The following is a 26598-nucleotide window of genomic DNA, read 5'->3' as shown; positions in this document are numbered from 1 at the left end:
CTTTTTTTTATCAATGTAAAAACACACCCTTCTAGGCTAATATAATCTCAGCAAGGGGGAAAGCCCCAAAAACACTTAGACCTTATAAGGAGGGGAAAAATGAAGAGAAAAGTTTTAGCAATGATGATGGTTGCTGCAATGACAATGGGTCTTGTAGCATGTGGCGGCAGTGACGGCGGAGATGCTGCTAGCACAGACACAGCAGGTAGCGAAGAGGCAGCTACAACAGAAGAGGCTCCAGCAGCTTCTGGTGACTTAATTAAAGTAGGTATTATCAACAACGATCCTAACGAGTCTGGTTATCGTACAGCTAACGATGCTGACTTAAAGGCAATGTTCACAAAGGAAAATGGCTATGATGCTTCTTTCGCATACAGCTTAAAGAACGATGAGCAGATTCAATACGCTCAGCAGTTCATCCAGGATGATGTAGACTACTTACTTCTTTCAGCAGCTGATACAGCAGGCTGGGATTCAGTACTTCAGGATGCACAGGCAGCTGGTATCCACGTAATCCTCTTTGACCGTACAATCGATGCAGATGAGAGCCTCTATGATGCTTCTATCGTATCTGATATGGACAAGGAAGGTGAGACAGCAGTTAAGTGGCTTGAGGGCCAGGGCTTAGACAGCTACAAGGTTATCCACATTCAGGGTGTTATGGGTTCAGCAGCTCAGCAGGGACGTTCAGGCGCACTTGATTCAAAGGTTGCAGCAGAAAGCAATTGGGAAATCGTAGCACAGCAGACAGCTGAATGGAACGCAGAGAAGGCACAGCAGATCGTTCAGTCACAGATCGATGCTGGTAAGGACTTCAACGTAATCTACGCTGAGAACGATGATATGGCTAAGGGTGCAGTTGCAGCTCTTGATGCAGCTGGTATCTCACACGGTGTTGGCAAAGACGTAATCGTTATGGGCTTTGACTGCAACAAGTGGGCACTTGAAGAGCTTCTTGCTCAGAACTGGAACTATGATGGACAGTGCAACCCATTCCAGGCTTCATACATTGATGAAATCATCAAGACAATCGAAGGCGGCAGCGCTCCTTCAGAGAAGGTTGTAATCATGGACGAGAAGGGCTTCGATGCTGAGACAATTACACAGGAAGATGTTGACACATACGGCATCTAATTATTGTAAGTAACTATAGTAATTTATGAGGCGCGGTTATCCGCGCCTCTTTCAAAAAAAAGACGAGGAGACAAACCGGTGAAAGACAATAGAGTACTTGAAATGCGTGGCATTTGCAAAAGTTTTCCTGGTGTTCGAGCCTTGTCAAATGTGGATTTTTCCTTAAACGAAGGTGAGATTCACGCTTTGATGGGGGAAAATGGTGCGGGAAAATCTACATTGATTAAGGTCCTTACCGGAGTTTATACAAAGGACGAAGGGACTATCAGTTTAAAGGGAATGGGTGAGGTTCAGATTCACTCTCCACAGGATGCACAAAGAAGCGGTATTAGTACCGTATATCAGGAAATTACATTGTGCCCAAATCTTACAGTTGCAGAAAATATGTACATTGGACGTACTGAAGGGGCACTTACAAATTGGAAAAAAATGAATGAGGATGCAGATCGTATATTAAAATCACTTGATATACCAGCATCTGCAACACAGCAGTTAGCTAGCTGTTCAATAGCAGTTCAGCAGATGGTAGCTATCGCAAGAGCGGTGGATATGGATTGTAAGGTTTTGATTTTGGATGAGCCAACATCATCCTTAGATGCACAGGAGGTTCAGAAGCTCTTTGGATTAATGCGGGATCTAAAGGCTAGAGGAGTAGGTATCATCTTCGTTACTCACTTCTTGGATCAGGTATATGAGGTGTGCGACAAAATCACTGTTCTTCGTGATGGTCAGTTAGTGGGAGAATTTGAAATAAAGGATTTACCTCGTGTTCAGCTTGTAGCAAAGATGCTTGGAAAAGAGATGGATGACCTTTCAGATATCAAGGGCGAGCATGAAACCTACAGCGGCAAGGACGCAGGTGAAACAGTATTTGAGGCGGAAGGCTTGCAGAGTGATGCAGGCATCGAGCCATTTGATTTTTACATTAAGAAAGGCGAAGTTAACGGCTTTATCGGATTGCTTGGATCTGGTAGATCAGAAAGCGTTAGAGCTATCTTTGGTGCCGACAGAGTCCTTTCTGGCAAGGTTAAGGTTCATGGCAAGGATGTTAAGATTCAAAAACCTCTTGATGCTATGAAAAACGGTATAGCGTATCTGCCAGAGGATAGAAAGATTGATGGTATCATTGGAGACCTTTCAGTTAGGGAGAATATTATCTTAGCACTTCAGGTTCTAACTGGATTCTTTAAGCCATTCTCAAAGGCCGAGCAATATAAATTTGCAGATGAATACATTAAGAAATTAAATATTAAGACAGCTTCTGCGGACACACCTATCAAATCACTTTCAGGTGGAAATCAACAGAAGGTTATTCTTGCTCGCTGGTTGCTAATGCACCCAGAGTATTTAATCCTTGATGAGCCAACTCGTGGTATCGACGTTGGAACAAAGGTAGATATTCAGAAGCTTGTATTAGAGCTTGCCTCAGAAGGTATGAGTGTTACCTTCATTTCATCAGAGACAGATGAGATGCTACGTACTTGCTCACGACTTATCGTATTGCGTGACCGCAAGATTGTAGGTGAGTTGTCAGAAGATGATTTGAGCCAGAATAAGATTATGAAAACCATAGCCGGAGGTGAGAATGAAAATGAGTAAAACAAAAAAGGGAGAAAACTTTTGGCGTAGGTTGATTTCTAATCAGATGTTTATACCACTTTTAGCATTGCTTCTTTTAGCGGTGATTAACTTAGTCCATGACCCAACATTTTTCAAAGTAACAATGGGACTTAACAACGCAGGCAACCCTGTTTTATCTGGATACTTAATCACAATTTTGGATTACGGCTCAGAGCTTGCAATCCTTGCAATTGGTATGACACTTGTTACAGCAGCTTCAGGTGGACAGGATATTTCCGTAGGTGCAACAATAGCAATCGCAGGTTCTGCAATGCTTAGAGTATTATGCGGTGGCGAGGCTCGTCCAACAGAAATAGCAACACCTGTTATCGTAGCATTTTTAGTAGCATGTATTGTTGGTATGCTTTGTGGTCTGTTTAATGGTGTTTTGGTAGCCATATTTAAGATTCAACCTATGATTGCCACACTGATATTATTTACAGCTGGACGTTCAATCGCAGCTTGGATTAACAACAATGAGCTTCCAATCGTTCCAGATCCAAAGTTTGGATATTTCGGAGGCTTCATCCCAGGAATTCCAGTTCCAACAACAGTATTTATCGCAATTGGATGCATTATCATCATTGCATTAGTTCTTAAGTATACAAACTTAGGACTTTACACACAGGCAGTAGGTATCAACGAAAAATCATCTAGATTAAATGGTATCAATCCTACAGCTATCAAGATTTTAGCATTTGTAATTTTAGGTTTATGCGTTGCAGTAGCAGCACTTATTAAGGTAAGCCGTCTATCTACAATCAACTATTCAGTTATTGCAAAGGATATCGAAATGGATGCAATCCTTGCAGTAGCTCTTGGTGGAAACGCATTATCAGGTGGTAAGTTCAATATCTGGGCATCAGTTCTTGCAGCTTATGTAATCCAGTTTTTGACAACTACACTTTATAAGTTTGAGGTTAGCTCAGATGCTCTTGCAGCATACAAGGCAGTAGTAGTAATCCTTCTTGTGGTATTCTCTGCTCCAACTGTTCGTGAGTATCTTAGAAAGCTCAGCAAAAACTTAACTAGCAAGAAGGAGGTGGCATAATGGAAAAGAGTAAAAAGGAAAGTATTTTCACTCGCGTTAGTGATACAAACCTTCTTCTTTCTATCACAATTATTGTATTCGTAATTATGTATATTGGAGCAGCTTTAATTCTTGGTGGAGCCTTCACCAAGCCACAGGCATTCTTCAATATCTTAAATGCCAACGCAGCACTTATCATTACATCCTGCGGCATGAGCCTTGTAATGATTACAGGCGGAATCGATATTTCTATCGGTGGTGTTGTTGCTCTTGTATCAATGTGCTGTGCCGTTTACCTTGATTATCATGATGGTTCAATCTTTGGTTCCATTTTGATTGCACTTGGTATCGGACTTGCTTATGGTATCGTTCAGGGCGTGCTTGTTGCATATCTAGATATCCAGCCATTTATTGTATCTCTGGCAGGTATGTTCTTCGCCAGGGGCATGACAACAATCGTAAACACAGCACCATTCAACGTTGCTAATGAAAAGTTTGTAGCTTTAAAATTAACACGTATCAATGTTCCAGGAATGGGCTCTACAAACAAGCTTGGCGCTTACGTTCCAGCTTATGTAGAAATTGGTGTTGTTGTCGCACTTATTATCGTCATTGTTTTATTTGCAGTTTTACGTTGGACAAAGCTTGGACGTAGCTTCTATGCAGTTGGTGGTAACATGCAAAGTGCTCTCATGCTTGGTATCAATGTAAAGCGCACAAAGTTTTTATCTCACCTTATCTGCTCACTTTTAGCAGGCGTTGGTGGATATGTATATTTCCTTCACGTAGGTTCTGGTGCAGCATCTCACGCAATGGGTATGGAAATGAACGCAATCGCTTCATCTATCATCGGCGGTACAATGCTTACAGGTGGTGTAGGAAATATCATCGGAACATTATTCGGTGTTCTTTCACTTAGTACAATTCAAAACATCGTTTCATCAGCTGGTTTCGATCAGGCTTGGTGGACAGGAATTACAATTGCTGCAATGCTATGCTTGTTCCTTTTGATTCAGAGTGTTATCATGGCTAATAAGAAGAAGGCATTAAAGGCAGTATAATATTTATGAAAAATAAAAAGACTTTTATGTGGCTTCTGCTCTCGTTGCTGGTACTAACTGGCTGCGGGAGCAGTCGTCCTGTTCAGACAGAAGAAATTGAAAATACAGAAAGCGGGAAGATAGTCGTGGGCTTTTCCCAGCTGGGGGCTGAATCAGATTGGCGCAGCGCTAATACTGAATCCATGAAGGAAGCCTTTGGGGAGGACACTGATTATAGTCTGGTATTTAATGATGGCCAGCAGAAGCAAACCAATCAGATTACGGCTATTCGTACCTTCATTCAGCAGGATGTAGACTACATCGTTCTTGCGCCAGTTACTGAATCTGGCTGGGACTCTGTTTTGGAAGAGGCAAAGGAGGCTCAGATTCCTGTAATTCTTGTAGACCGTATGGTGGATGTGGCGGATAGGTCTTTGTATCAGTGCTGGATTGGCTCAGATTTTGAGCTTGAAGGCAAAAAGGTGTGCGAGTGGTTATATCAATACACAGTGGTACACGACATTCCATCGGAGAATCTTCATATTGTAGATTTGCAGGGAACCTTAGGCTCTACAGCTCAGCTTGGACGCTCCCGTGGTCTTAACGAAGCCGCACTAGAGCATGGCTGGGATATAGTGGCTCTTCGTGATGCAGATTTCACCCAGGAAAAAGGTCGCGAGGTAATGACAGAGCTACTTCGTGAATACGATAATATTAATGTTGTATATTGTGAAAATGATAATGAAGCTATAGGTGCCATTAAGGCAATAGAGGCTGCAGGCTACAAGGCCGGCGCCGACATTGAAAATGGTGAGATAATGGTTTTATCATTTGATGGAATTAATAGAGAAGCGTTATCTTATGCAGCCTTAGGCAAAATAGCCTGCATCGGAGAGTGCAATCCTTTACATGGCCCTAGAGTAGAAGCAATGATAAAGGCTCTTGAAGAAGGCCGTATTCCCGAGAAATTCAATTATGTCGAGGAAAGCATCTTCAGCACCCTAACCGATGTTGAGACTGTTACGGTTGACGATATCGAATATACAGTGGTCAACCCGTTAAAATAGAAATTATTCTGAGCGGAATTCGCGGTGGCTGAACTCGCGTCTTATCAAAGTGAAGCATACTATAAATGAAAGTACGTCAGCTATTGGTCCTGCGTAAAGTACACCGTCGAATCCGAATATCATTGGCAAGCAAATGATTAATGGTGTAAGGAATAGCACCTGTCTTGTAAGTGACATAAATATTCCCTTATAAGGCTTTCCTATTGATGTAAAGAAGTTTGATGATAAAGGCTGTAGGAAAGCAGTACAAATTCCAAATAAGAAAATTCTGAAATATCTTGTACAGAAGTCAAAGTACAAATCACTTCCTGATCCAAATATTGATACAATCTGTCTAGGGAAAAGCTGGAAGAATAACCAGCTTACTGTTGTAATGCAAAAAGCCAGTTTGATAGCCAGATGATATGCATCCTTAACACGTTTATAATTCTTAGCGCCATAGTTAAAACTGATAATTGGCTGCAATCCCTGTGAAATACCAATAACAAAAGAGAAACAGATTCCATTTACCTTTGATATGATACCTGCGCATGTGATAGGTATATCAGAGCCATAGATTGACTGTGCACCGTAGTGTCCCATTACGTGATTCATTACGATTTGAACAAGCATCATAGCAATCTGATTAATAAATGGTGCGGCACCAAGTGAAGTAATTGCCAAAATAATATGCAGGTTTGGAATGAAGTGCTTCTTTTCAAGCTTTACAGTTTTGAATTTTGTAAGGTAGACAAGTACCATGATTCCTGCAATGTACTGCCCAATGATTGTGGCAACAGCAGCACCAGTCATTCCCCATCCAAATACTGCAACAAATAAAAAGTCTAAAACTGTGTTTATAATGGCACCAGTCATGTTGATGGCCATAGTCATATTAGGACTACCATCAGCTCTAACTATGTGAGCACCACCTGCTGATAAGATGAAAAGAGGGTAGCCTAGAGCACACACTCTTGAATATTCCATTGCATAAGGAAGAATATTTTCAGTAGCACCACAGCCTAAAAGGATAGGCTCAAGGAAAATCTCTGTAACACACGAAAGGATAAGTCCACCAATCAACATTACAGATACTGCGTTACCGATATAATAGCCTGCCTTTTTGGTCTCACCACGTCCCATGGCAAGATTAAAGGTAGATGCAGAACCGATTCCACATAAAAGTGCAATAGATACATTTAAAATTGAAAGTGGAAACTGTATGTTGGTAGCACCATTTCCAAGTGGCCCAACAAAGTTACCTATGAATAGCTGGTCCACCATGTTGTAAAGTGAACCTACAAGCATTGCGATGATGCTAGGTATCGCAAATTTTCTAAGAAGCGTGCCCACAGGCTCAGTGCCAAGTGGATTTGTTTTTGTAGTCTCTCCCATTGTAATAGTTCCTTCTATAATATAGTAGTTTTGTTCAGTTTAAGCTCTAGTCCAACGTCCGCTTGCTCCACAAGGAAGAACAAGACCTGATTCTGTAACAGGAAGACCAATCTCATCAGCTGTTACTGTACCTGGATGGTTCTTTAATAATGCAGTGCTAATCATGTAGTTAAGAACTGCAGGCTGAAGACCAGTAGTGTATGAGTTGACTAGGAAGAAGAGAGCGTCATCAGACATAATCTGCTCGCAAAGCTGAATGAATGGGAAGATATCATCCTCAATCTTCCAAACCTCATTCTTAGAGCCTCTTCCATATGAAGGTGGATCCATGATGATACCATCATATTTGTTACCACGTCTAATTTCTCTCTCAACGAATTTACGGCAATCATCAACAAGCCATCTGATAGGAGCATCACCTAAGCCAGAGGATGCAGCATTCTCTTTTGCCCATCCAACCATACCTTTCGAAGCATCTACGTGAGTAACCTGTGCACCTGCAGCCGCAGCAGCCAGTGTAGCACCACCAGTATAAGCAAAAAGGTTAAGCACCTTTACAGGGCGATTCTTTTCTTTGATTTCCTTATTTATAATAGAAGAAAACCAATCCCAGTTAACAGCCTGCTCAGGGAAGATGCCTGTGTGCTTAAAAGCGAAAGGCTTAATATTGAAGGTAAGGTCGTGATTGCAAATAGGATAGCTGATTGTCCACTGCTCTGGTAAATCAAAAAACTCCCATTCGCCGCCACCCTTATTAGAACGATGATAGTGACCGTTTAACTTCTTATAATAAGGAGAGGATTTCTTTGTGTTCCAGATGACCTGTGGATCGGGACGAAGAAGAACATATTCTCCCCAACGCTCTAGCTTTTCACCTGTAGAGCAATCTATTATTTCATAATCTTTCCAATTATTTGCTACTTGCATATTGTTACCTCTTATATATATAATATGTTGACTTAAATAGTATAAGTAAAATTTGTTATTGTTCAATGGCTTTTTGTGTATGTTCTAGGTTTTGACCACAACATATAGTTAATTTTAAGATTGTTCTTAATAAAATACAATTATTTCTTAGTTTTTCTTGCAGATACCCCCATTCTCGTGTATATTATTACTTGCTGTGACATGATAGCTATGAAGCGTGAGGTTGCAACCTAGCTTGCTAAGGTTGGTTTTCCGTGGAGCGAATGTCAAGTTAGGAAACTGACGACAAGTCACTGTACAACAGAAAACCGTCCGCTTTGCGGAGACGACGTGTGAGAACTTGGTTCACTTTTTAAAAGTTGAAGCATGAAACACACGGGTAAGTGTACAGTCGCCACTTGTTCGATTTTTCAGAAGTAAGAAAAACGAAAAAGGAGGAGACTTTTTTTATGGCAAATCAAGTTATGAGAATCACACTCAAGGCTTATGATCATGAGTTAGTAGATTCATCTGCCAAGAAAATCATCGAGACTGTTAAGAAGAACGGAGCCCAGGTTAGTGGTCCTGTACCTCTTCCAACAAAGAAGGAAGTTGTTACTATTCTTAGAGCTGTACATAAGTACAAAGACTCTCGTGAGCAGTTCGAGCAGAGAACTCATAAGAGATTGATTGATGTCATCGATCCAACACAGAAGACTGTTGAAGCACTTTCTAAGTTAGAAATGCCAGCAGGTGTTGAAATCAGCATCAAGAACAAGTAATTGAGTTCAAACAAATTTTGTAAACATCCAAGATGGTTTTATATAGAAGCAACTTAGATTTCTTATCTAGTTCCACTTATATGACACTGTTCTAGGATGAACGGTTCCGCTACCCCATAGTTTTGGGCAAGAAGCGTTCCGCTGTAGAAAATGGAGGTAAGAAACATGAAGAAAGCTATTTTAGCTACAAAGGTCGGAATGACTCAGGTCTTCAATGAAGGCGGCGAGCTTATTCCTGTAACTGTACTTTCTGCTGGTCCTTGTGTTGTTACACAGATCAAAACAGTAGAGAACGACGGTTACGATGCAGTTCAGGTTGGCTTTATCGACAAGAAGGTTAAGCTTGTTAATAAAGATGCAAACGGACGCAAAGAAATCATTCATCGTAATGGCGTAAACAAGCCAGAGAAGGGTCACTTCGATAAGGCTGGTGTTGAGCCAAAGAGATTCGTTAGAGAGTTCAGATTTGACAATTGTGCAGATTATGCACTTGCTCAGGAAATCAAAGCTGATATCTTTGAAGCTGGTGACAAGGTTGATGCAACAGCTACATCAAAGGGTAAAGGATTCCAGGGCGCTATCAAGAGATTAGGTCAGCACAGAGGTCCTATGGCTCACGGTTCTAAGTTCCACAGACATCAGGGTTCAAATGGTGCTTGTTCATCACCTAGCCGTGTATTCAAGGGCAAGGGAATGCCTGGTCAGATGGGCGGAACACGAGTTACAATTCAGAATCTTGAAATTGTACGTGTTGATGTTGAAAACAATCTGCTTTTAGTAAAGGGTGCTGTTCCAGGACCAAAGAAGTCTCTTGTAACAATCAAAGAGTCAGTTAAAGCAGGAAAGTAATCTTACGATAGGAAAGGAGGAGCTTAGCGATGGCTAAAGTATCCGTATACAATATGGAAGGCAAAGAAGTTGGCACCATGGATCTTAACGACAGCATCTTCGCAGTTGAGATTAACGAGCATTTAGTTCACATGGCAGTTGTCCAGCAGCTTGCAAATAACCGTCAGGGAACACAGAAAGCTAAGACACGTTCTGAGGTTTCTGGTGGTGGTAGAAAACCTTGGAGACAGAAGGGAACAGGTCATGCAAGACAGGGTTCTACAAGATCTCCACAGTGGACAGGTGGTGGCGTTGTATTCGCTCCAACACCAAGAGATTATTCATTTAAGCTCAATAAGAAGGAAAAGAGAGCAGCTCTTAAGTCAGTTCTCACTTCTGCAGTTAACGAGAACAAGTTTATCGTTGTTGACGAGCTTAAGTTAAATGAGATTAAGACAAAGGATTTTGCAAAGGTTCTTACAAACCTTAACGTTGAAAAGGCACTTGTAGTTCTTGATACAAATGACAAGAACGTAGTTATGTCTGCAAAGAACATTCCTACAGTAAAGACAGCTCTTACAAACACAATCAACGTTTATGACATCCTTAAGTACAACACAGTAGTTGTTACAAAGGCTGCTGTAGATCAGATTCAGGAGGTATATGCATAATGGCAAATGTACAATATTATGACGTAATCCTAAAGCCTGTAATCACAGAGAAGTCAATGAACGCTATGGCTGAGAAGAAGTACACATTCTTAGTTCATCCAGAAGCTAACAAGACTATGATTAAGGAAGCTGTTGAGAAGATGTTCGACGGAGTAAAGGTTGCTTCAGTTAACACAATGAACGCTGATGGCAAGACAAAGAGACGTGGAATGACTTACGGAAAGACAGCAAAGACAAAGAAGGCTATCGTACAGCTTACAGCTGATAGCAAAGATATCGAAATTTTCTCAGGTCTTTAAAATATAGCCTAAAGGCAAGAGTAAATTAGTGTATGCGCAGTCGAGCGCGATAATAAACGAGTACATGAAAGGAGAACAAAAATGGGAATTAAGACATATAACCCATATACACCTTCTAGAAGAAATATGACTGGTTCAGATTTCGCTGAGATTACAAAGACATCTCCAGAGAAGTCACTTGTTGTTTCATTAAAGAAGCACGCTGGTCGTAACAATCAGGGTAAGATTACCGTTAGACATCACGGTGGCGGTAACAGACAGAAATATAGACTTATCGATTTCAAGAGAAATAAGGATGGAATTCCTGCAAAGGTTATTGGTATCGAGTACGATCCAAACAGAACAGCTAACATCGCTCTTATCTGCTACGCAGATGGTGAGAAGGCTTACATCCTTGCTCCAGCTGGTCTTACAGACGGCATGACAGTTATGAACGGTGCTGACGCTGAAGTTAGAGTTGGTAACTGCTTACCACTTGAGAAGATCCCAGTTGGTACACTTATTCACAATATCGAGCTTTATCCAGGTCGTGGCGGACAGCTTGTTCGTTCAGCTGGTAACTCAGCTCAGCTCATGGCTAAGGAAGGAAAGTATGCAACACTTCGTCTTCCTTCAGGCGAAATGAGAATGGTACCTCTTAACTGCCGCGCATCTATCGGTGTTATCGGTAACGGTGATCACAACCTTGTTAAGATTGGTAAAGCTGGTCGTAAGAGACACATGGGTATCAGACCTACAGTTCGTGGTTCTGTTATGAACCCTAATGACCATCCACATGGTGGTGGTGAGGGCCGCGCTCCTATCGGACGTCCAGGCCCATGTACACCTTGGGGCAAGCCTGCTCTTGGTCTCAAGACTAGAAAGAAACATAAGCAGTCTAACAAGCTCATCGTAAGAAGACGCGATGGTAGAGCAATCAAGTAAGGAGGATACACATGGCACGTTCATTAAAAAAAGGACCATTTGCTGATGCAAGCTTATTAAAGAAGGTTGACGCTATGAACGCAAACGGCGACAAGTCAGTTATCAAGACATGGTCACGTCGTTCTACAATCTTCCCACAGATGGTTGGACATACAATTGCAGTACATGACGGAAGAAAGCACGTTCCAGTATATGTCACAGAAGACATGGTTGGACATAAGCTTGGTGAGTTCGTTGCTACTAGAACCTACAGAGGTCACGGTAAGGACGAAAAGAAGTCAAAGGTACGCTAATTAACAGAAAGGAGTTTTAATCATGGCTAAGGGACATAGATCTCAAATTAAACGTGAGAGAAACGATGTAAAGGATACAAGACCTTCAGCAAAGTTATCTTATGCTAGAATGTCAGTACAGAAGGCTTGTTTCGTACTTGATGCCATTCGTGGTAAGGATGTTGATACAGCACTTGCTATCGTAATGTACAATCCAAGATACGCTTCAAGTGTAATAGAGAAATTACTTAAGTCTGCTATTGCAAACGCTGAGAACAATAACGGCTTAGATCGTAAGGATCTTGTTGTAGCTGAGTGCTACGCAAACAAGGGACCTACAATGAAGAGAATCAGACCAAGAGCACAGGGTAGAGCTTACAGAATCGAGAAGAGAATGAGCCACATCACAGTTGTGCTTGATCAGAAAAATTAAGGAGGCAAAACATGGGACAGAAAGTTAATCCTCATGGCTTAAGAGTCGGTGTTATTAAGGACTGGGATTCTAAGTGGTATGCTGAGGGCGAGAACTTCTCAGACTACTTAGTTGAAGACTATAATATCAGAAAATTTCTTAAGAAGAAGCTTTATGCTGCAGGCGTTTCAAAGATCGAAATCGAGCGTGCTGCTGGTAGAGTTAAGGTTACAGTTTATACAGCAAAGCCTGGCGTAGTTATCGGTAAGGGCGGCGCTGAAATCGACAAGATTAAGACAGAGCTCCAGAAGCAGACAAGCGATAAGCTTGTTGTAGATATCAAGGAAATCAAGAGACCAGATCGTGATGCACAGCTTGTTGCTGAGAACATTGCAGGTCAGCTTGAGAACCGTGTATCTTTCCGTAGAGCAATGAAGTCTTGCATGTCAAGAGCAATGAAGACTGGCATCAAGGGTATCAAGACAAGCTGTTCAGGACGTCTTGGTGGTGCTGATATGGCACGTAGCGAGTCTTACAACGAAGGTACTATTCCACTTCAGACACTCCGTGCTGATATTGATTATGGATTCGCTGAGGCTGACACTACTTATGGTAAGGTTGGCGTAAAGGTATGGATCTATAAGGGTGAAGTACTTCCAAAGAAGAAGAATGTGGAAGGAGGAGCCGAATAATATGTTAATGCCAAAGAGAGCGAAGCATAGAAAACAGTTCCGTGGAAACATGGCTGGTAAAGCTTCAAGAGGAAACAAGATTTCATACGGTGAGTATGGTATCGTTGCAATGGAGCCAGCTTGGATCAAGTCTAACCAGATCGAAGCAGCTCGTATCGCTATGACACGTTACATTAAGCGTGGTGGTAAAGTTTGGATCAAGATTTTCCCAGACAAGCCAGTTACTGCAAAGCCTGCTGAAACTCGAATGGGTTCAGGAAAGGGTACACTTGAATATTGGGTAGCTGTTGTTAAGCCGGGCCGTGTATTATTCGAGATCTCAGGAGTATCTGAGGAAGTTGCTAGAGAAGCACTTCGTCTCGCTACACATAAACTTCCTTGCAAGTGCAAGATAGTTTCCCGTGAGGATTTAGAAGGCGGTGAAGCATAATGAAGAATACAAAGTACGTAGAAGATTTAAAGAACACTTCAGTAGCAGAGCTTAATGCTCAGCTCGTAGAAGCTAAGAAAGAACTTTTCAACTTAAGATTCCAGAATGCTACAAATCAGTTAGACAATACAGCAAGAATCCGTGAGGTTCGTCGTAACATCGCTCGTATTCAGACTGTTATCACAGAAGCTGAGAAGAACGCATAATTAGTTTTGGATCTTAACTATTTGAAAGGAGAACAAAGACGTGGAAAGAAACTTAAGAAAAACACGTACAGGTGTTGTTGTAAGCGACAAGATGGATAAGACAATCGTTGTTGCAATCCGTGACAATGTAAAGCATCCACTTTACAACAAGATCGTTAAGAAGACATATAAGCTTAAGGCTCACGATGAGAACGGCGACGCTCACATCGGAGATACTGTAAAGGTTATGGAGACAAGACCACTCTCTAAGGATAAGAGATGGAGACTTGTAGAAGTAATCGAAAGAGCAAAATAATTAAAGGAGGCTACTATAATGGTACAACAGGAAAGTAGATTAAAGGTAGCCGATAATACAGGAGCAAAGGAAATCCTTGTTATCCGTGTTATGGGTGGATCTACAAGAAGATATGCCAATATCGGCGACGTAATTACTGCTACCGTTAAAGATGCAACACCAGGTGGCGTTGTAAAGAAGGGTGACGTTGTTAAGGCAGTAGTTGTTCGTTCAGTTAAAGGTGCCCGTCGTAAAGATGGTTCTTATATCAAGTTTGATGAAAATGCTGCAGTCATCATCAAAGATGACAAGACTCCAAGAGGAACTCGTATTTTTGGACCTGTAGCTAGAGAGCTTCGTGAGAAGCAGTTCATGAAGATTGTTTCTCTCGCTCCAGAAGTATTGTAGGAGGAAGAGTAGAATGGCAACAATGAAAATTAAAAAGGGCGATACAGTTCGTGTCATTGCCGGTGGCGATGTAAAGAACGAAGGTAAAGTTATCGCTGTAGATAAGAAGAATAACACCGTTACAGTTGAAGGTGTTAACATGGTTAAGCGTCATGTTAAGCCTAGCATGGCTAACCAGGCAGGTGGTATCATCGAGCAGGAAGCTCCTATCGATGCTTCAAATGTTATGTTACTTCACAAGGGTCAGCCTACACGTGTTGGTTTTAAGATGGACGGAGATAAGAAAGTCCGTTTCGCTAAGAAGACTGGCGAAGTGATTGACTAATTGAAGAAAGGAGAACAGTTCGTTGAGTAGATTAAAAGATCAGTATCTTAATGAGATCGTACCAGCAATGGTTGAGAAGTTTGGATACAAGAATATTATGGAAGTTCCTAAGATCGACAAGATCGTAGTCAACATGGGTGTTGGCGAAGCAAAGGACAATGCAAAGCTTCTTGAGTCTGCAGTCAAGGATATGGAAATGATTACAGGCCAGAAGGCAGTTACAACAAAGGCAAAGAACTCAGTTGCTAACTTCAAGATTCGTGAAGGTATGGCAATTGGTTGTAAGACTACACTTCGTGGAGAAAAGATGTATGAGTTCGCAGATCGTCTCATCAATCTTGCACTCCCTCGTGTACGTGACTTTAGAGGTGTAAATCCTAATTCATTCGATGGTAGAGGAAACTATGCCCTTGGTATTAAGGAGCAGATCATCTTCCCAGAGATCGAGTACGATAAGATTGATAAGACTCGTGGTATGGATATCATCTTCGTAACTACAGCTAAGACAGATGAAGAGGCTAGAGAATTACTTCGTTTATTCAACATGCCTTTCGCTAAGGAAGCATAGGAGGAAAGTTATGGCAAAGAAGTCAATGAAAGTTAAGCAGCAGCGCAAAGCAAAGTTCTCTACACAAGAGTACAGTCGTTGCAAAATCTGCGGTCGTCCACATGCATACCTTAGAAAGTATGGTATTTGTAGAGTATGTTTCCGTGAATTAGCTTACAAGGGACAGATTCCTGGCGTTAAGAAAGCTTCATGGTAATTTAAGCGAGCACAGATTGAAAATTAGGAGGAAATTGCATCATGACAATGAGTGATCCAATAGCAGATATGCTTACAAGAATCCGTAATGCTAATACTGCAAAACATGATACAGTAGATGTTCCTGCATCAAAGATGAAGGTTGCAATTGCAGACATTCTTGTAGATGAAGGATTTATCACAAAGTACGACATCGTTGATAATGGTAACTTCAAGGATATCCGTGTTACATTAAAGTACGGTGCAAACAAGAACGAGAAGATTATTTCTGGTATTAAGAGAATTTCTAAGCCAGGTCTTCGTATTTATGCTGGTAAGGACGATATCCCATACGTTTTAGGTGGACTTGGTATCGCTATCCTTTCAACAAACAAGGGCATCATCACAGATAAGGAAGCTCGTAAGCTTCAGGTTGGTGGCGAAGTTCTTGCATACGTTTGGTAATCATATCCAAACAAGTAACTAATTACCTAAAAGTATAACCCGGTTATAGAAGCCGGACATACATCATATTTTAAGGAGGTACGGGCATGTCACGTATAGGAAGAATGCCAATCGCAGTTCCAGCTGGTGTTACAGTTGAGATTGCAGAAAATAATCATGTGACTGTAAAAGGTCCTAAGGGTACTCTTGAGAGAACTCTTCCATCTGAGATGGATATTAAGCTCGAGGGTGCAGAAGTTGTTGTTACAAGACCTAATGATTTAAAGAAGATGAAGTCTTTACACGGTCTTACAAGAACACTTATCAACAACATGGTTGTTGGTGTTACAACAGGCTATGAGAAGACTCTTGAAGTTAACGGTGTAGGTTACAGAGCATCAAAGGCTGGTAAGAAGCTTACTCTTAACCTTGGTTACTCTCATCCAGTTGAGATGGAAGATCCAGAGGGTGTTGAGTCAACAGTTGACGGAAATAAAATTATCATCAAGGGTATCGACAAGGAAAAGGTTGGTCAGTACGCTGCCAACATCAGAGATAAGAGAAGACCTGAGCCATACAAGGGTAAGGGTATTAAGTACTCTGATGAAGTTATTAGACGTAAAGTCGGTAAGACCGGTAAGAAATAGTAAAGGAGTGAATGTAAAATGGTAAGTAAGAAATCTAGATCAATAATTCGCCAGACAAAGCATAGAAGACTTCGTAACACTCTAGCCGGTACAGCAGAAAGACCACGTCTTGCAGTGTTCAGAAGCAACAATCACATGTATGTTCAGGTTATTGATGATACATGTGGAAATACACTCGTTTCAGCATCTACTCTTGACGCTGACGTTAAGGCAGATCTTGCTAAGACAAATAACGTAGAAGCTGCTACAAAGCTTGGTACAGTTATTGCAAAGAAGGCACAGGAAAAGGGAATCAAGGAAGTCGTTTTCGACAGAGGTGGTTACATTTATGCCGGCAAGGTTGCAGCTTTAGCAGATGCAGCTAGAGAAGCTGGATTAGAATTCTAGGAGGAGAACACATGAAACGTGAAATCATTGACGCTAGCCAGTTAGAGTTAACTGAGCAGGTTGTAGAAATTAAGCGTGTAACTAAGGTTGTTAAGGGTGGACGTAACATGCGTTTCACAGCTCTTGTTGTAGTAGGCGATAAGAACGGACACGTTGGCGCTGGACTTGGCAAGGCAGCTGAAATTCCAGAAGCTATCCGCAAGGGTAAGGAAGATGCTATGAAGAAGCTTATTACAGTTAAGCTTGATAACAACCACAGTATCACACACGATATTCAAGGAAAGCACACAGGCGCTTCTGTACTTCTTAAGAAGGCTCCAGAAGGTACTGGTATCATCGCTGGTGGTCCAGCACGTGCCGTATGTGAGCTTGCAGGTATCGGAAATATCCGTACAAAGTCACTTGGATCATCAAATAAGCAGAACGTTGTACTTGCTACTATCGAAGGACTTAAGCTTCTTAAGTCACCTGAAGAAGTAGCTAAGGCTCGTGGCAAGAAGGTTGAAGACATTCTTGCTTAAGGAGGAAAGATAAATGGCAGAGAAGAAGTTAAGAGTAACACTCGTAAAGTCTACAATCGGTGCTGTTCCTAAGAACAAGAAGACTGTAGAAGCACTTGGCCTTAGAAAGGTCAATAAGACTGTTGAGCTTCCTGACAACGACAGCGTTCGCGGAATGCTTAGAATGGTCAATCACTTAGTAAAAGTTGAAGAAATTTAATAGAAGGAGGTGCCATAATGGATTTATCTAACTTACAGCCAGCAGAAGGCTCAAAGCATAGCGATAATTTCAGAAGAGGCCGTGGACATGGTTCAGGTAATGGCAAGACTGCTGGTAAGGGTCATAAGGGACAGAAGGCTCGTTCAGGCGGAAGCATTAGACTTGGATTCGAAGGTGGACAGATGCCTTTATACAGACGTCTTCCTAAGCGTGGTTTCAAGAATAGAAATACAAAGGAAATCGTTGGTATCAATGTTTCTTACTTAGAGAGATTTGATAATGGTGCTACTGTAACTGTTGATACACTTATCGAAAGCGGTATCATTAAGAATGCGCGTGATGGCGTTAAGATCCTTGGCGGTGGTGAGCTTACAAAGAAGCTCAATGTGCAGGCAAATGCATTCAGCGCTAGCGCAAAGGAGAAAATTGAAGCCTTAGGCGGAACAGTAGAGGTGATCTAATGTTTCAGACACTACGCGATGCTTTCAAAATAAAAGATTTAAGAAGACGAATTGGTTTTACATTTATAATGCTTATTGTTGTTAGGCTAGGAAGTTTACTTCCTGTGCCTGGCATCAATGGTAGTGCATTTGCAAGTTTATTTGAGAATAGCGACAGTGCTTTGAATTTCTTTGATTCAATCACTGGTGGTTCATTTTCAGCTATGTCTGTTTTTGCACTCAATATTACACCATACATTACATCTTCTATCATAATGCAGTTGCTCACAATTGCCTTTCCTAAATTAGAAGAGATGCAGCGTGATGGCGAGCAAGGCAGAAAGAAGATGACGCAGATTACTCGTTATCTTACAATAGCGTTGGCGTTAGGTGAATCAATTGCTATGGCAATTGGATTTGGACGAAGCGGATACTTAGTATCTTATTCAGTTCCATACATTAATTATGTGCTTGTAGTAGCTTCTCTTACAGCTGGTTCTGCAGTACTTATGTGGATCGGTGAGAGAATTACTGAAAAGGGTATCGGAAATGGTATTTCAATAGTTCTTACTATCAATATTATTAGCCGTATTCCTGCAGATTTAACAAAGCTCTATGAGCAGTATATGGCTGGAAAGTCAGTTCCAAAAGCAACACTTGCAGCAATTATTATTGCAGCAATTATCGTAGCTTTAGTAGTATTTGTAGTTATTCTACAAAGCGCAGAACGTAGAATTCCAGTACAGTATTCAAATAAAATTCAGGGAAGAAGACAGGTGGGTGGAAACTCATCAGTTATCCCAATGAAGGTTAATACAGCTGGTGTTATTCCAGTAATCTTTGCACAGTCATTACTTCAGACACCAATTATGCTTGTTCAGCTATTTGACAAGGATGGTGTCCAGGGATTCTGGGGCAAGATTCTTAATGGAATGAATCAGTCTAACTGGTTCAGCCCAGCAAACTGGATTTATTCAATCGGTGCTCTTGTATATGTATTGCTTATCATTGGATTTGCATATTTCTATACAGAGATAACCTTTAATCCTTTGGAGATTGCAGAAAACTTAAAGCGCTCAGGAGGATTTATTCCAGGTATTAGACCTGGAAAGCCTACATCCGATTATCTTACAGCTATATTAAGACATGTAATATTTATTGGAGCAATAGGTCTTTCAATAGTGGCTTTACTTCCAATCATCTTTAATGGTTTACTTGGAGCAAGTGTTTCATTTGGTGGTACATCAATCATCATTATTGTTGGTGTTATCGTTGAGACAATAAAGCAGGTTGAATCTCAGATGATGGTACGTAATTACAAGGGATTTTTAAATGACTAATAATCATTAGCACTTTAGAGAGATACGCATATTGCGTATCTCTTAATGTGCTTAAATATATCTTTATTTAAATTAACACGCAGGAGGGTTTATTTATGAAGATTATTATGTTAGGTGCACCTGGTGCAGGCAAAGGAACTCAGGCTAAGCAGATAGCTTCAAAGTATTCTATCCCTCACATTTCTACAGGTGATATATTCCGCGCTAACATTAAAAACGGTACAGAGCTTGGCAAGAAAGCAAAGGAATACATGGATCAAGGTTTGCTTGTTCCAGATGAACTTACATGTGATCTTGTAATGGACCGCATTGCACAAGATGATGCAAAAAACGGATTTGTATTAGATGGATTCCCAAGAACAATTCCACAGGCAGAAGCACTTGATGCAGCTTTAACAAAGATTGGCCAGGCTATGGATTATGCTATAGATGTAGATGTTCCTGATGAGAATATCATCAACAGAATGTCAGGTCGTAGAGCATGCTTAAATTGCGGTGCTACTTATCATATCGTTTCTATTCCACCTAAGAAGGAAGGCGTTTGTGATACATGTGGTAGCCAACTTGTGTTAAGAGATGATGATAAGCCAGAAACAGTTAAGAAGAGACTTGATGTTTATCATGATCAGACACAGCCATTAATTGAGTACTACAGCAAAAAGGGTATTCTTAAATCTGTTGATGGTACACAAGAGATGGAAAAGGTATTTGAGGATATCACTTCTATATTAGGAGCTTAAGATGTCAGAAGTTATTACTATTAAAACTGAAGAAGAAATTCAATTAATGCGAGAAGCTGGTAAAATCCTTGCTCAAGTCCATGAGACACTCGCTAAAGAGATTCACGAAGGTATGTCCACATTAGATGTGGATAAGCTTGGCGAAGAAGTAATAAGGAGCTTTGGTTGTGAGCCAAACTTCAAGGGATTATATGGATATCCAGCAAGTGTATGTGTTTCTGTTAATGATGAGGTAGTTCATGGTATTCCAACAGATGACCATATACTGGTAAACGGAGACATCGTTAGTCTTGATACAGGGGTTTTATACAAAGGGTATCATTCAGATGCAGCAAGAACAGTACCTGTTGGAGAGATAAGTAAGGAGGCAAAGCTTCTTATAGAAAGAACTCGCCAATCTTTTTTCCAAGGCATGAAATATGCAACTGCTGGAAATCGTCTTTACGATATATCAGGTGCTATTGGTTCTTATGCAGAGAGTTTTGGATATGGTGTTGTAAGAGATTTGGTTGGCCATGGAATTGGAACAAGTCTTCATGAAGCACCAGAAATTCCTAATTTTAAGCGTCCATTTAGAAGAGGACCTTTGCTTAAGGCTGGCATGACTTTAGCTGTTGAGCCTATGATAAATGCAGGTAGTCCTGATGTTGCATGGATGGATGATGAATGGACTGTTGTTACGATGGATGAGTCGCTTTCAGCACATTATGAAAACACAATCGTAATTACAGATGGTGCTCCAGAGATTCTTACTCTAACACCAACAGAACTTGCTAACCCGGAGGGAAATAAATGGATTTGATTTTAGCAAAATCTAAAGCTGGGCATGATAAGAATCAAGTTTATGTAGTCCTAACAGAAGAAGATATATATCTTTTCCTTGCCAATGGCACTACAAAAACAATATCAAAGCCTAAAAAGAAAAAGAAAATTCATTTACAGCTTATAAAAAATATTCCATCAGAAGTGCTTGAAGAGGTTGGTTCCCTTGAAACACTAGATGATGTCAAAATTAAAAGAATTCTTAAAAGTTATAATAGGAGGAACGGAAATGTCTAAGGCAGATGTTATCGAAGTAGAAGGAGTAGTTGTTGAGAAGCTTCCAAACGCAATGTTTAAGGTAGAGCTTGAAAATGGTCATCAGATTCTTGCTCACATCAGTGGTAAGCTTAGACAGAACTACATTAGAATATTACCTGGTGATAAGGTAACAATTGAAATGAGTCCATATGATCTTTCTAAGGGAAGAATTATTTGGAGAGATAAATAAAAAATGTGTTGACATACATTAAAACGGTCGCTATACTATTAAGCGGACGTTTTTAGAATGTTCAAATAAGATTGACCACAACCTTTGAAAAAAGGGCATGGAAAGGAGGAACATTGTGAAAGTAAGATCTTCTGTAAAGCCTATGTGCGAGAAGTGCAAGGTCATCAAAAGAAAGGGTAGCATTCGTATTATCTGCGAAAACCCAAAGCATAAGCAGCGTCAGGGTTAATTTGACATTGTTTATGAAGCATTTTATTATGTGCGGCTGCAGTCTAAAGAGTATCTAATTTAGGCTGTTCATAATAAATAGGCCTATCATACCGAGGCCAATATGTTCCAGATATGGGGATACACACATTTCAGGCCGAGCGATCGGAGCTGTATTACTCGTATCGTTATTAATTAAAGTAGAATTTTTATGGAGGTGTAAACACACATGGCTCGTATTGCAGGTGTAGATTTACCAAGAGACAAGAGAATTGAAATTGGTTTAACTTACATATACGGAATTGGTAGAGTAAGCTCAAACAAGATTCTTGAGGCAGCTGGTGTTGATCCTAGCACACGTGTTAAGGATTTAACTGACGATGAAGTAAAGAAAATCAGCACAGTTATCGATGAGACAATGACTGTAGAAGGTGATCTTAGAAGAGAAGTTGCCCTTGATATCAAGAGACTTCAGGAAATCGGATGCTATAGAGGAATCCGTCATAGAAAGGGTCTTCCTGTTCGTGGACAGAAGACTAAGACAAACGCTCGTACTCGCAAGGGTCCAAAGCGTACAGTAGCAAATAAGAAGAAGTAATTATATTTAATAGAAAGAAAGTAGGTTAGTTTAATTATGGCTAAAGTTGCAAAGAAGACAACAAAAAAGCGTGTAAAGAAAAACGTTGAACACGGACAGGTACATGTTCAGGCATCTTTCAATAATACTATCGTTACTATTACAGATGCTCAGGGTAATGCTCTTTCATGGGCAAGTGCTGGTGGTCTAGGATTTAGAGGTTCAAGGAAATCTACTCCTTATGCTGCTCAGATGGCAGCTGAGACTGCAGTTAAGGCTGCATTAGTTCACGGTTTAAAGAGTGTAGATGTATTCGTAAAGGGACCAGGTTCAGGACGTGAAGCTGCAATCAGAGCAATCGATGCAAACGGCGTTCAGGTTCTTACAATCAAGGATGTTACTCCAGTTCCACATAACGGATGTCGTCCACCAAAGCGTAGAAGAGTCTAATTAGGAGGGAAATCTAATGGCAGTTAATAAGACACCAGTTCTTAAAAGATGTAGATCTCTTGATTTAGATCCTACATTTTTAGGATATGATAAGAAGTCACACAGACAAAAGAATAGAGGAAGAGGAAAGAAGTCTGAGTACGCTCTTCAGCTTCAGGAGAAGCAGAAGGCTAAGTTTATCTATGGCGTACTTGAGAAGCCTTTCCGTAATTATTATGAGAAGGCAGATCGTATGAAGGGCATGACAGGTGAAAACCTTATGACTATGCTTGAGAGCCGTCTTGATAACGTAGTATTCCGTATGGGATTCGCTCGTACAAGAAGAGAAGCTCGTCAGGTTGTAGATCACAAGATGTTCCTTGTAAACGGTAAGCCAGTAAATATTCCTTCATATCTTGTGAAGGCTGGAGACGTTATCGAAGTTCGCGAGAAGTCAAAGAGCATTCAGAGATTTAAGGATATTACAGAGGTTACAGCTGGTAGAACAACTCCTGAGTGGGTTGAGGTTGATGCTGAGAACCTTAAGGGTACAGTTAAAGAGCTTCCTAATAGAGAGCAGATTGATGTTCCTGTAGACGAGATGCTTATCGTCGAGTTATATTCAAAATAATAAAATTTAGTGAAAGTTTACAAAAAGCACTTATACAAGCTTGCTTGTATAAGTGCGATTTGTTACAATTTTACTATGCGGCAGTAAGCAAAGATACAGAATATTGTCAAATATTCTGTTTTTTAGAGTCTATTAAATATTTTAAGGAGGCAATGTAGTGTTAAATTTTGAAAACCCAAATATTGAAATCGCAGAGATTTCTGAGGACAAAAAATACGGCAGATTCGTTGTTGAACCTCTTGAAAGAGGATATGGTATAACACTTGGTAATTCACTTCGTAGAATTATGCTTTCGTCTCTGCCAGGTGCTGCAGTTAGCCAGATTAAGATTGAAGGCGTCCTTCATGAGTTCAGTGCTATTCCTGGAGTTAAGGAAGATGTTACTGAAATCGTTATGAATATTAAGGAGTTGGCTATTAGAAACAATAGTAGTTCTGATGAGCCAAAGACAGCATACATTGAGTTCGAGGGTGAAGGCGTAGTTACAGCAGCTGATATTCAGGTTGATTCTGATATTGAGATTATCAATCCAGATCTTGTTATCGCTCATCTTAATGGTGGAAATGACTGCAAGCTTTACATGGAGCTTACAATCACAAAGAATCGTGGATATGTATCTGCTGATAAGAACAAGACACCTGACACACCAATTGGTAAGATTGCTGTAGATTCAATTTACACACCAGTTGAGCGTGTAAATATGACTGTTGAAGACACACGTGTAGGCCAGGTTACTGATTATGATAAGCTTACACTTGATGTATATACAAACGGCACAATGGGTCCTGATGAGGCTGTATCAATGGCAGCAAAGGTACTCAGCGAGCATTTAAATCTTTTTGTTAATCTTTCAGATGCTGCACAGGATCTCAGCGTTATCGCTGATAAGCCTGATGATACAACAGGTAAGACTCTTGAAATGAGCATTGATGAGCTTGAGCTTTCAGTTCGTTCATACAACTGCTTAAAGAGAGCTGGTATCAATACAGTAGCAGAACTTTGCGATAAGTCCCCAGAGGATATGATGAAGGTACGTAACCTTGGTCGCAAGTCTATGGAAGAAGTAGAACAGAAACTTAGTGAACTTGGTCTTTCACTCAGAATGCTTGAAGACTAGTTTTTAAGTTATAACCAGGAAATAATGCATGGAAGATAAGACCGATGAGCACATCCGTGTATACTTTCCATCACCAGAGTTGCGGGGTAAGACCGATGAGCACCTGCGGCATGTTTTAAGGAGGAAAGCAAAATGGCAAAGTACAGAAAATTAAGCAGAACATCATCACAGAGAAAGGCTCTTTTAAGAAATCAGGTAACTGAGCTTCTTTATCACGGCAAGATCGTTACAACTGAAGCTAAGGCTAAGGAAGTAAGAAAGCTTGCAGAGCACATCATTACACTTGGCGTTAAGGAAAAGGATAACTTCGAAGAAGTTACAGTTCAGGCTAAGGTTGCTCGTAAGGACAAAGATGGTAAGAGAGTTAAGGAAGTAGTTGATGGCAAGAAGGTTACTGTATATGATACAGTAGATAAGAAGATTAAGAAGGATTCTCCTTCAAGACTTCACGCTCGTCGTCAGATGATGCAGGTTCTTTACACACCTACAGCTAAGGGTGCAAAGAAGAGCGAAACACATAAGGTTGACATGGCTAACTTCGTATTTGATGAGATCGCTCCAAAGTATGTTGATCGCAAGGGTGGTTACACACGTATCGTAAAGATCGGACCACGTAAGGGCGATGCAGCTATGGAAGTTGTTCTTGAGTTAGTTTAATTATAGCTGATTAGAGCTAAGACATTTGTCTTAGCTCTTTTTTTGAGTTTATACATTATCCCAAAATAATTTAGTATAATCTAAAAATATTACACTATCATTATTATAAAATCTGATGTAATATTAGGACATAAGAAGAAAGATTATGAGGGTATATTATGGCAGCTGATAAAACAAAGAAAATGACAGAGGGGAATCCTCTAGGCTTAATTCTTGGCTTTTCTATTCCTATGCTTGCAGGATTACTGTTTCAGCAGATGTATAATTTGGTGGATACAATAATTGTTGGGCAAACTTTGGGAGACAGTGCGCTTGCTGCTGTTGGATCAACTGGGTCCATAAACTTTTTAATTAACGGTTTTTGCATGGGTATATGTTCAGGCTTTGCCATACCAGTTGCACAAAGATTTGGAGCAGAATCTTATGACTCCATGCGTAAATTTGTGGGAAATTCTATTGTGATGTCTGCAATCTTTGCTGTTGTTATAACAACTGTTGTGAGTATTTTCTGCTATCAAATACTTATTATTATGCAGACTCCAACTGATATTTTAGATTTAGCATATTCCTATATATCTATTATATTTTTTGGTATACCAGTTACCTTTTTATATAATCTCACTGCCGGAATAATGCGTTCCTTGGGAGACAGCAAGACACCTACATATTTCCTTATAATGGCAGCAGGAATAAATGTAGTTTTAGATATTGTTTTTATTATACTATTGGGAATGAGCGTTGATGGACCAGCCCTTGCAACAGTTATCTCTCAGTTCATAGCTGGCTGCAGTTGTTTGATTTACATGAAGAAAAAATTCCCAATTCTAAAATTAAAGAAGGAAGATTTGAAGCTTGGAAAGCATCATAGTCAGGTATTAATATCTATGGGAATTCCATTTGGGTTACAGTATTCCATTACCGCAATTGGTTCGGTTATATTGCAGACAGCTGTAAATGGCCTGGGTACAATAGCAGTAGCATCAATGACAGCTGGTGCAAAGGTTTCGATGTTTGTGGTATGCCCTTTTGATGCTCTTGGTGGTACCATGGCAACTTACGCAGGTCAAAATGTGGGTGCGAAAAATATTCCAAGAGTTAAAAAGGGTGTATGGACAGCACAACTTATCGGAACAATCTATGCTATATTTATTTTTGTGGTACTAGTTTTTGCTGGTAGATATATATTGCGATTATTTACCTCAACAGATATTGTAATTGAACAAGCTATGATGTTTTTACTAGCAAATGGTATAACCTACACCCTGCTTGCTGGAGTAAATATCTTCAGGTTTGCTATACAGGGAATGGGATTTTCAACCTTCGCTATATATTCAGGTGTAATGGAAATGATAGCCAGAATTTTGGTCGCATTTACCTTCGTTCCTATGATTGGCTTCAAGGGGGCGATTTGGGCCAGCCCGGTGGCATGGCTATTTGCCGTAATCTTTTTAGTGCCGGGACTATACTATTGCTGTAATAAGCTTGATAAAAAGTTTAATGGAGAATACATACATCATTTATAAACTAAGGAGTCTTCGGACTCCTTAAATAATACT

Annotated in this window: 40 protein-coding genes; 38 read left to right on the top strand and 2 right to left on the bottom strand. The window is 40.5% G+C overall.

All coding sequences use genetic code 11. The features are described from left to right. Positions 1–99 precede the first annotated feature (99 nt). From BM097_RS06885 to BM097_RS06865, 5 genes are all read left to right on the top strand, one after another. Positions 100–1134: an ABC transporter substrate-binding protein gene (locus tag BM097_RS06885; RefSeq protein WP_090547289.1), complete on the top strand. Its 1035-nt coding sequence runs from the start codon at positions 100–102 to the stop codon at positions 1132–1134. Between the two features lie 78 nt (positions 1135–1212). After that, positions 1213–2733 carry a sugar ABC transporter ATP-binding protein gene (locus BM097_RS06880; RefSeq protein ID WP_330389589.1) on the top strand — a complete coding sequence of 507 codons (1521 nt, stop codon included), beginning with the start codon at positions 1213–1215 and terminating at the stop codon, positions 2731–2733. Beyond that, complete coding sequence (locus BM097_RS06875) at positions 2720–3805, top strand: ABC transporter permease (RefSeq protein WP_090547287.1); 1086 nt, start codon at positions 2720–2722, stop codon at positions 3803–3805. Before BM097_RS06880 ends, BM097_RS06875 begins: the two co-directional genes overlap by 14 nt. Next, positions 3805–4845 (top strand): ABC transporter permease subunit, encoded by a 1041-nt coding sequence (locus tag BM097_RS06870; RefSeq protein WP_090547284.1) that lies wholly within the window; start codon positions 3805–3807, stop codon positions 4843–4845. Before BM097_RS06875 ends, BM097_RS06870 begins: the two co-directional genes overlap by 1 nt. A gap of 5 nt (positions 4846–4850) precedes the next feature. Continuing rightward, positions 4851–5891, top strand: a complete 1041-nt coding sequence (locus tag BM097_RS06865) for an ABC transporter substrate-binding protein (RefSeq protein WP_090547281.1) — start codon at positions 4851–4853, stop codon at positions 5889–5891. 3 nt (positions 5892–5894) lie between these two features. Here the strand turns inward: BM097_RS06865 and BM097_RS06860 are convergent, their stop codons facing one another. Further along, positions 5895–7265: an MATE family efflux transporter gene (locus BM097_RS06860; protein ID WP_090547278.1), complete on the bottom strand. Its 1371-nt coding sequence runs from the start codon at positions 7263–7265 to the stop codon at positions 5895–5897. Between the two features lie 39 nt (positions 7266–7304). Beyond that, positions 7305–8192, bottom strand: a complete 888-nt coding sequence (locus tag BM097_RS06855; protein ID WP_090547275.1) for a class I SAM-dependent methyltransferase — start codon at positions 8190–8192, stop codon at positions 7305–7307. Positions 8193–8641: 449 nt separating this feature from the next. Here BM097_RS06855 and rpsJ point away from each other — a divergent pair, with 449 nt between their 5' ends. The 33 genes from rpsJ to BM097_RS06690 all read left to right on the top strand — a co-directional run bounded on the left by rpsJ (position 8642) and on the right by BM097_RS06690 (position 26565). Further along, positions 8642–8953 (top strand): 30S ribosomal protein S10, encoded by a 312-nt coding sequence (gene rpsJ / locus BM097_RS06850; protein WP_015548360.1) that lies wholly within the window; start codon positions 8642–8644, stop codon positions 8951–8953. Positions 8954–9118: 165 nt separating this feature from the next. Then, on the top strand, positions 9119–9802 hold the full coding sequence (rplC, locus tag BM097_RS06845; RefSeq protein WP_090420869.1) for a 50S ribosomal protein L3: 684 nt from the start codon (positions 9119–9121) through the stop codon (positions 9800–9802). Between the two features lie 29 nt (positions 9803–9831). Next, positions 9832–10452: a 50S ribosomal protein L4 gene (rplD, locus tag BM097_RS06840; RefSeq protein WP_090547273.1), complete on the top strand. Its 621-nt coding sequence runs from the start codon at positions 9832–9834 to the stop codon at positions 10450–10452. After that, entirely contained in the window at positions 10452–10751 is a 300-nt protein-coding gene (gene rplW / locus BM097_RS06835) for a 50S ribosomal protein L23 (RefSeq protein ID WP_028248325.1), read from the top strand. The genes rplD and rplW overlap by 1 nt, the downstream gene beginning before the upstream one ends. Positions 10752–10832: 81 nt before the next feature. Then, on the top strand, positions 10833–11675 hold the full coding sequence (gene rplB, locus BM097_RS06830; protein ID WP_044938688.1) for a 50S ribosomal protein L2: 843 nt from the start codon (positions 10833–10835) through the stop codon (positions 11673–11675). Positions 11676–11686: 11 nt separating this feature from the next. Further along, positions 11687–11968 carry a 30S ribosomal protein S19 gene (gene rpsS / locus BM097_RS06825; protein WP_028242197.1) on the top strand — a complete coding sequence of 94 codons (282 nt, stop codon included), beginning with the start codon at positions 11687–11689 and terminating at the stop codon, positions 11966–11968. A 22-nt stretch (positions 11969–11990) separates the two neighbouring features. Next, positions 11991–12380, top strand: a complete 390-nt coding sequence (rplV, locus tag BM097_RS06820) for a 50S ribosomal protein L22 (protein WP_036947839.1) — start codon at positions 11991–11993, stop codon at positions 12378–12380. Positions 12381–12391: 11 nt separating this feature from the next. Then, entirely contained in the window at positions 12392–13051 is a 660-nt protein-coding gene (rpsC, locus tag BM097_RS06815; protein ID WP_028234425.1) for a 30S ribosomal protein S3, read from the top strand. Between the two features lies 1 nt (position 13052). After that, the gene (gene rplP, locus BM097_RS06810) at positions 13053–13481 is read left to right on the top strand and encodes a 50S ribosomal protein L16 (protein WP_028234424.1); all 429 of its coding nucleotides are present in this window, start codon (positions 13053–13055) and stop codon (positions 13479–13481) included. Continuing rightward, a complete protein-coding gene (gene rpmC, locus BM097_RS06805) occupies positions 13481–13687 on the top strand; it encodes a 50S ribosomal protein L29 (RefSeq protein ID WP_015548351.1) in 207 nt (68 codons plus the stop codon). Before rplP ends, rpmC begins: the two co-directional genes overlap by 1 nt. 40 nt (positions 13688–13727) lie before the next feature. Then, complete coding sequence (gene rpsQ / locus BM097_RS06800) at positions 13728–13982, top strand: 30S ribosomal protein S17 (RefSeq protein WP_028234423.1); 255 nt, start codon at positions 13728–13730, stop codon at positions 13980–13982. An 18-nt stretch (positions 13983–14000) separates the two neighbouring features. Further along, positions 14001–14369 (top strand): 50S ribosomal protein L14, encoded by a 369-nt coding sequence (rplN, locus tag BM097_RS06795; protein ID WP_015548350.1) that lies wholly within the window; start codon positions 14001–14003, stop codon positions 14367–14369. Between the two features lie 13 nt (positions 14370–14382). After that, on the top strand, positions 14383–14694 hold the full coding sequence (gene rplX / locus BM097_RS06790) for a 50S ribosomal protein L24 (RefSeq protein ID WP_090547270.1): 312 nt from the start codon (positions 14383–14385) through the stop codon (positions 14692–14694). A gap of 22 nt (positions 14695–14716) precedes the next feature. After that, complete coding sequence (gene rplE, locus BM097_RS06785) at positions 14717–15262, top strand: 50S ribosomal protein L5 (protein ID WP_028242195.1); 546 nt, start codon at positions 14717–14719, stop codon at positions 15260–15262. Positions 15263–15272: 10 nt separating this feature from the next. After that, positions 15273–15458 (top strand): type Z 30S ribosomal protein S14, encoded by a 186-nt coding sequence (locus BM097_RS06780; RefSeq protein WP_028242194.1) that lies wholly within the window; start codon positions 15273–15275, stop codon positions 15456–15458. Positions 15459–15499: 41 nt separating this feature from the next. Further along, positions 15500–15901: a 30S ribosomal protein S8 gene (gene rpsH, locus BM097_RS06775; protein WP_028234420.1), complete on the top strand. Its 402-nt coding sequence runs from the start codon at positions 15500–15502 to the stop codon at positions 15899–15901. A gap of 86 nt (positions 15902–15987) precedes the next feature. Then, complete coding sequence (gene rplF / locus BM097_RS06770; RefSeq protein WP_090547267.1) at positions 15988–16527, top strand: 50S ribosomal protein L6; 540 nt, start codon at positions 15988–15990, stop codon at positions 16525–16527. Positions 16528–16545: 18 nt separating this feature from the next. Next, positions 16546–16914, top strand: coding sequence for a 50S ribosomal protein L18 (gene rplR / locus BM097_RS06765; RefSeq protein WP_090547264.1), 369 nt, complete (start codon positions 16546–16548; stop codon positions 16912–16914). Between the two features lie 11 nt (positions 16915–16925). Then, positions 16926–17435, top strand: a complete 510-nt coding sequence (gene rpsE, locus BM097_RS06760; protein WP_090547262.1) for a 30S ribosomal protein S5 — start codon at positions 16926–16928, stop codon at positions 17433–17435. 13 nt (positions 17436–17448) lie between these two features. Continuing rightward, complete coding sequence (rpmD, locus tag BM097_RS06755; RefSeq protein WP_015548343.1) at positions 17449–17634, top strand: 50S ribosomal protein L30; 186 nt, start codon at positions 17449–17451, stop codon at positions 17632–17634. A 17-nt stretch (positions 17635–17651) separates the two neighbouring features. Further along, positions 17652–18095, top strand: coding sequence for a 50S ribosomal protein L15 (gene rplO / locus BM097_RS06750; RefSeq protein ID WP_090547259.1), 444 nt, complete (start codon positions 17652–17654; stop codon positions 18093–18095). Next, on the top strand, positions 18095–19414 hold the full coding sequence (secY, locus tag BM097_RS06745) for a preprotein translocase subunit SecY (protein ID WP_090547256.1): 1320 nt from the start codon (positions 18095–18097) through the stop codon (positions 19412–19414). Before rplO ends, secY begins: the two co-directional genes overlap by 1 nt. A 95-nt stretch (positions 19415–19509) precedes the next feature. Continuing rightward, complete coding sequence (locus BM097_RS06740) at positions 19510–20154, top strand: adenylate kinase (RefSeq protein ID WP_090547253.1); 645 nt, start codon at positions 19510–19512, stop codon at positions 20152–20154. A gap of 1 nt (position 20155) precedes the next feature. Continuing rightward, positions 20156–20956, top strand: coding sequence for a type I methionyl aminopeptidase (map, locus tag BM097_RS06735; RefSeq protein ID WP_090547250.1), 801 nt, complete (start codon positions 20156–20158; stop codon positions 20954–20956). Further along, on the top strand, positions 20947–21213 hold the full coding sequence (locus BM097_RS06730) for a KOW domain-containing RNA-binding protein (RefSeq protein WP_090547248.1): 267 nt from the start codon (positions 20947–20949) through the stop codon (positions 21211–21213). The genes map and BM097_RS06730 overlap by 10 nt, the downstream gene beginning before the upstream one ends. Next, positions 21206–21424: a translation initiation factor IF-1 gene (gene infA / locus BM097_RS06725; protein WP_015548337.1), complete on the top strand. Its 219-nt coding sequence runs from the start codon at positions 21206–21208 to the stop codon at positions 21422–21424. The genes BM097_RS06730 and infA overlap by 8 nt, the downstream gene beginning before the upstream one ends. 115 nt (positions 21425–21539) lie before the next feature. Continuing rightward, positions 21540–21653, top strand: a complete 114-nt coding sequence (gene rpmJ / locus BM097_RS06720) for a 50S ribosomal protein L36 (protein WP_004604068.1) — start codon at positions 21540–21542, stop codon at positions 21651–21653. 207 nt (positions 21654–21860) lie between these two features. Then, positions 21861–22229: a 30S ribosomal protein S13 gene (rpsM, locus tag BM097_RS06715; protein ID WP_028242186.1), complete on the top strand. Its 369-nt coding sequence runs from the start codon at positions 21861–21863 to the stop codon at positions 22227–22229. Positions 22230–22265: 36 nt separating this feature from the next. Then, positions 22266–22658: a 30S ribosomal protein S11 gene (rpsK, locus tag BM097_RS06710; protein ID WP_015548335.1), complete on the top strand. Its 393-nt coding sequence runs from the start codon at positions 22266–22268 to the stop codon at positions 22656–22658. Positions 22659–22674: 16 nt separating this feature from the next. Beyond that, positions 22675–23268 (top strand): 30S ribosomal protein S4, encoded by a 594-nt coding sequence (rpsD, locus tag BM097_RS06705; protein WP_090547246.1) that lies wholly within the window; start codon positions 22675–22677, stop codon positions 23266–23268. Between the two features lie 157 nt (positions 23269–23425). Continuing rightward, the gene (locus BM097_RS06700) at positions 23426–24385 is read left to right on the top strand and encodes a DNA-directed RNA polymerase subunit alpha (protein WP_090547245.1); all 960 of its coding nucleotides are present in this window, start codon (positions 23426–23428) and stop codon (positions 24383–24385) included. A 132-nt stretch (positions 24386–24517) separates the two neighbouring features. Continuing rightward, the gene (locus BM097_RS06695; RefSeq protein ID WP_090547243.1) at positions 24518–25042 is read left to right on the top strand and encodes a bL17 family ribosomal protein; all 525 of its coding nucleotides are present in this window, start codon (positions 24518–24520) and stop codon (positions 25040–25042) included. Between the two features lie 158 nt (positions 25043–25200). Then, positions 25201–26565 carry an MATE family efflux transporter gene (locus tag BM097_RS06690; RefSeq protein ID WP_090547241.1) on the top strand — a complete coding sequence of 455 codons (1365 nt, stop codon included), beginning with the start codon at positions 25201–25203 and terminating at the stop codon, positions 26563–26565. Positions 26566–26598: the final 33 nt, after the last annotated feature.

Origin of the sequence: Pseudobutyrivibrio sp. OR37 (assembly GCF_900113655.1) — a bacterium.
Taxonomy (GTDB): domain Bacteria; phylum Bacillota; class Clostridia; order Lachnospirales; family Lachnospiraceae; genus Pseudobutyrivibrio.
Note: the sequence above shows the minus strand (reverse complement) of the source record. Positions and strands in the feature narration are given on the sequence as shown.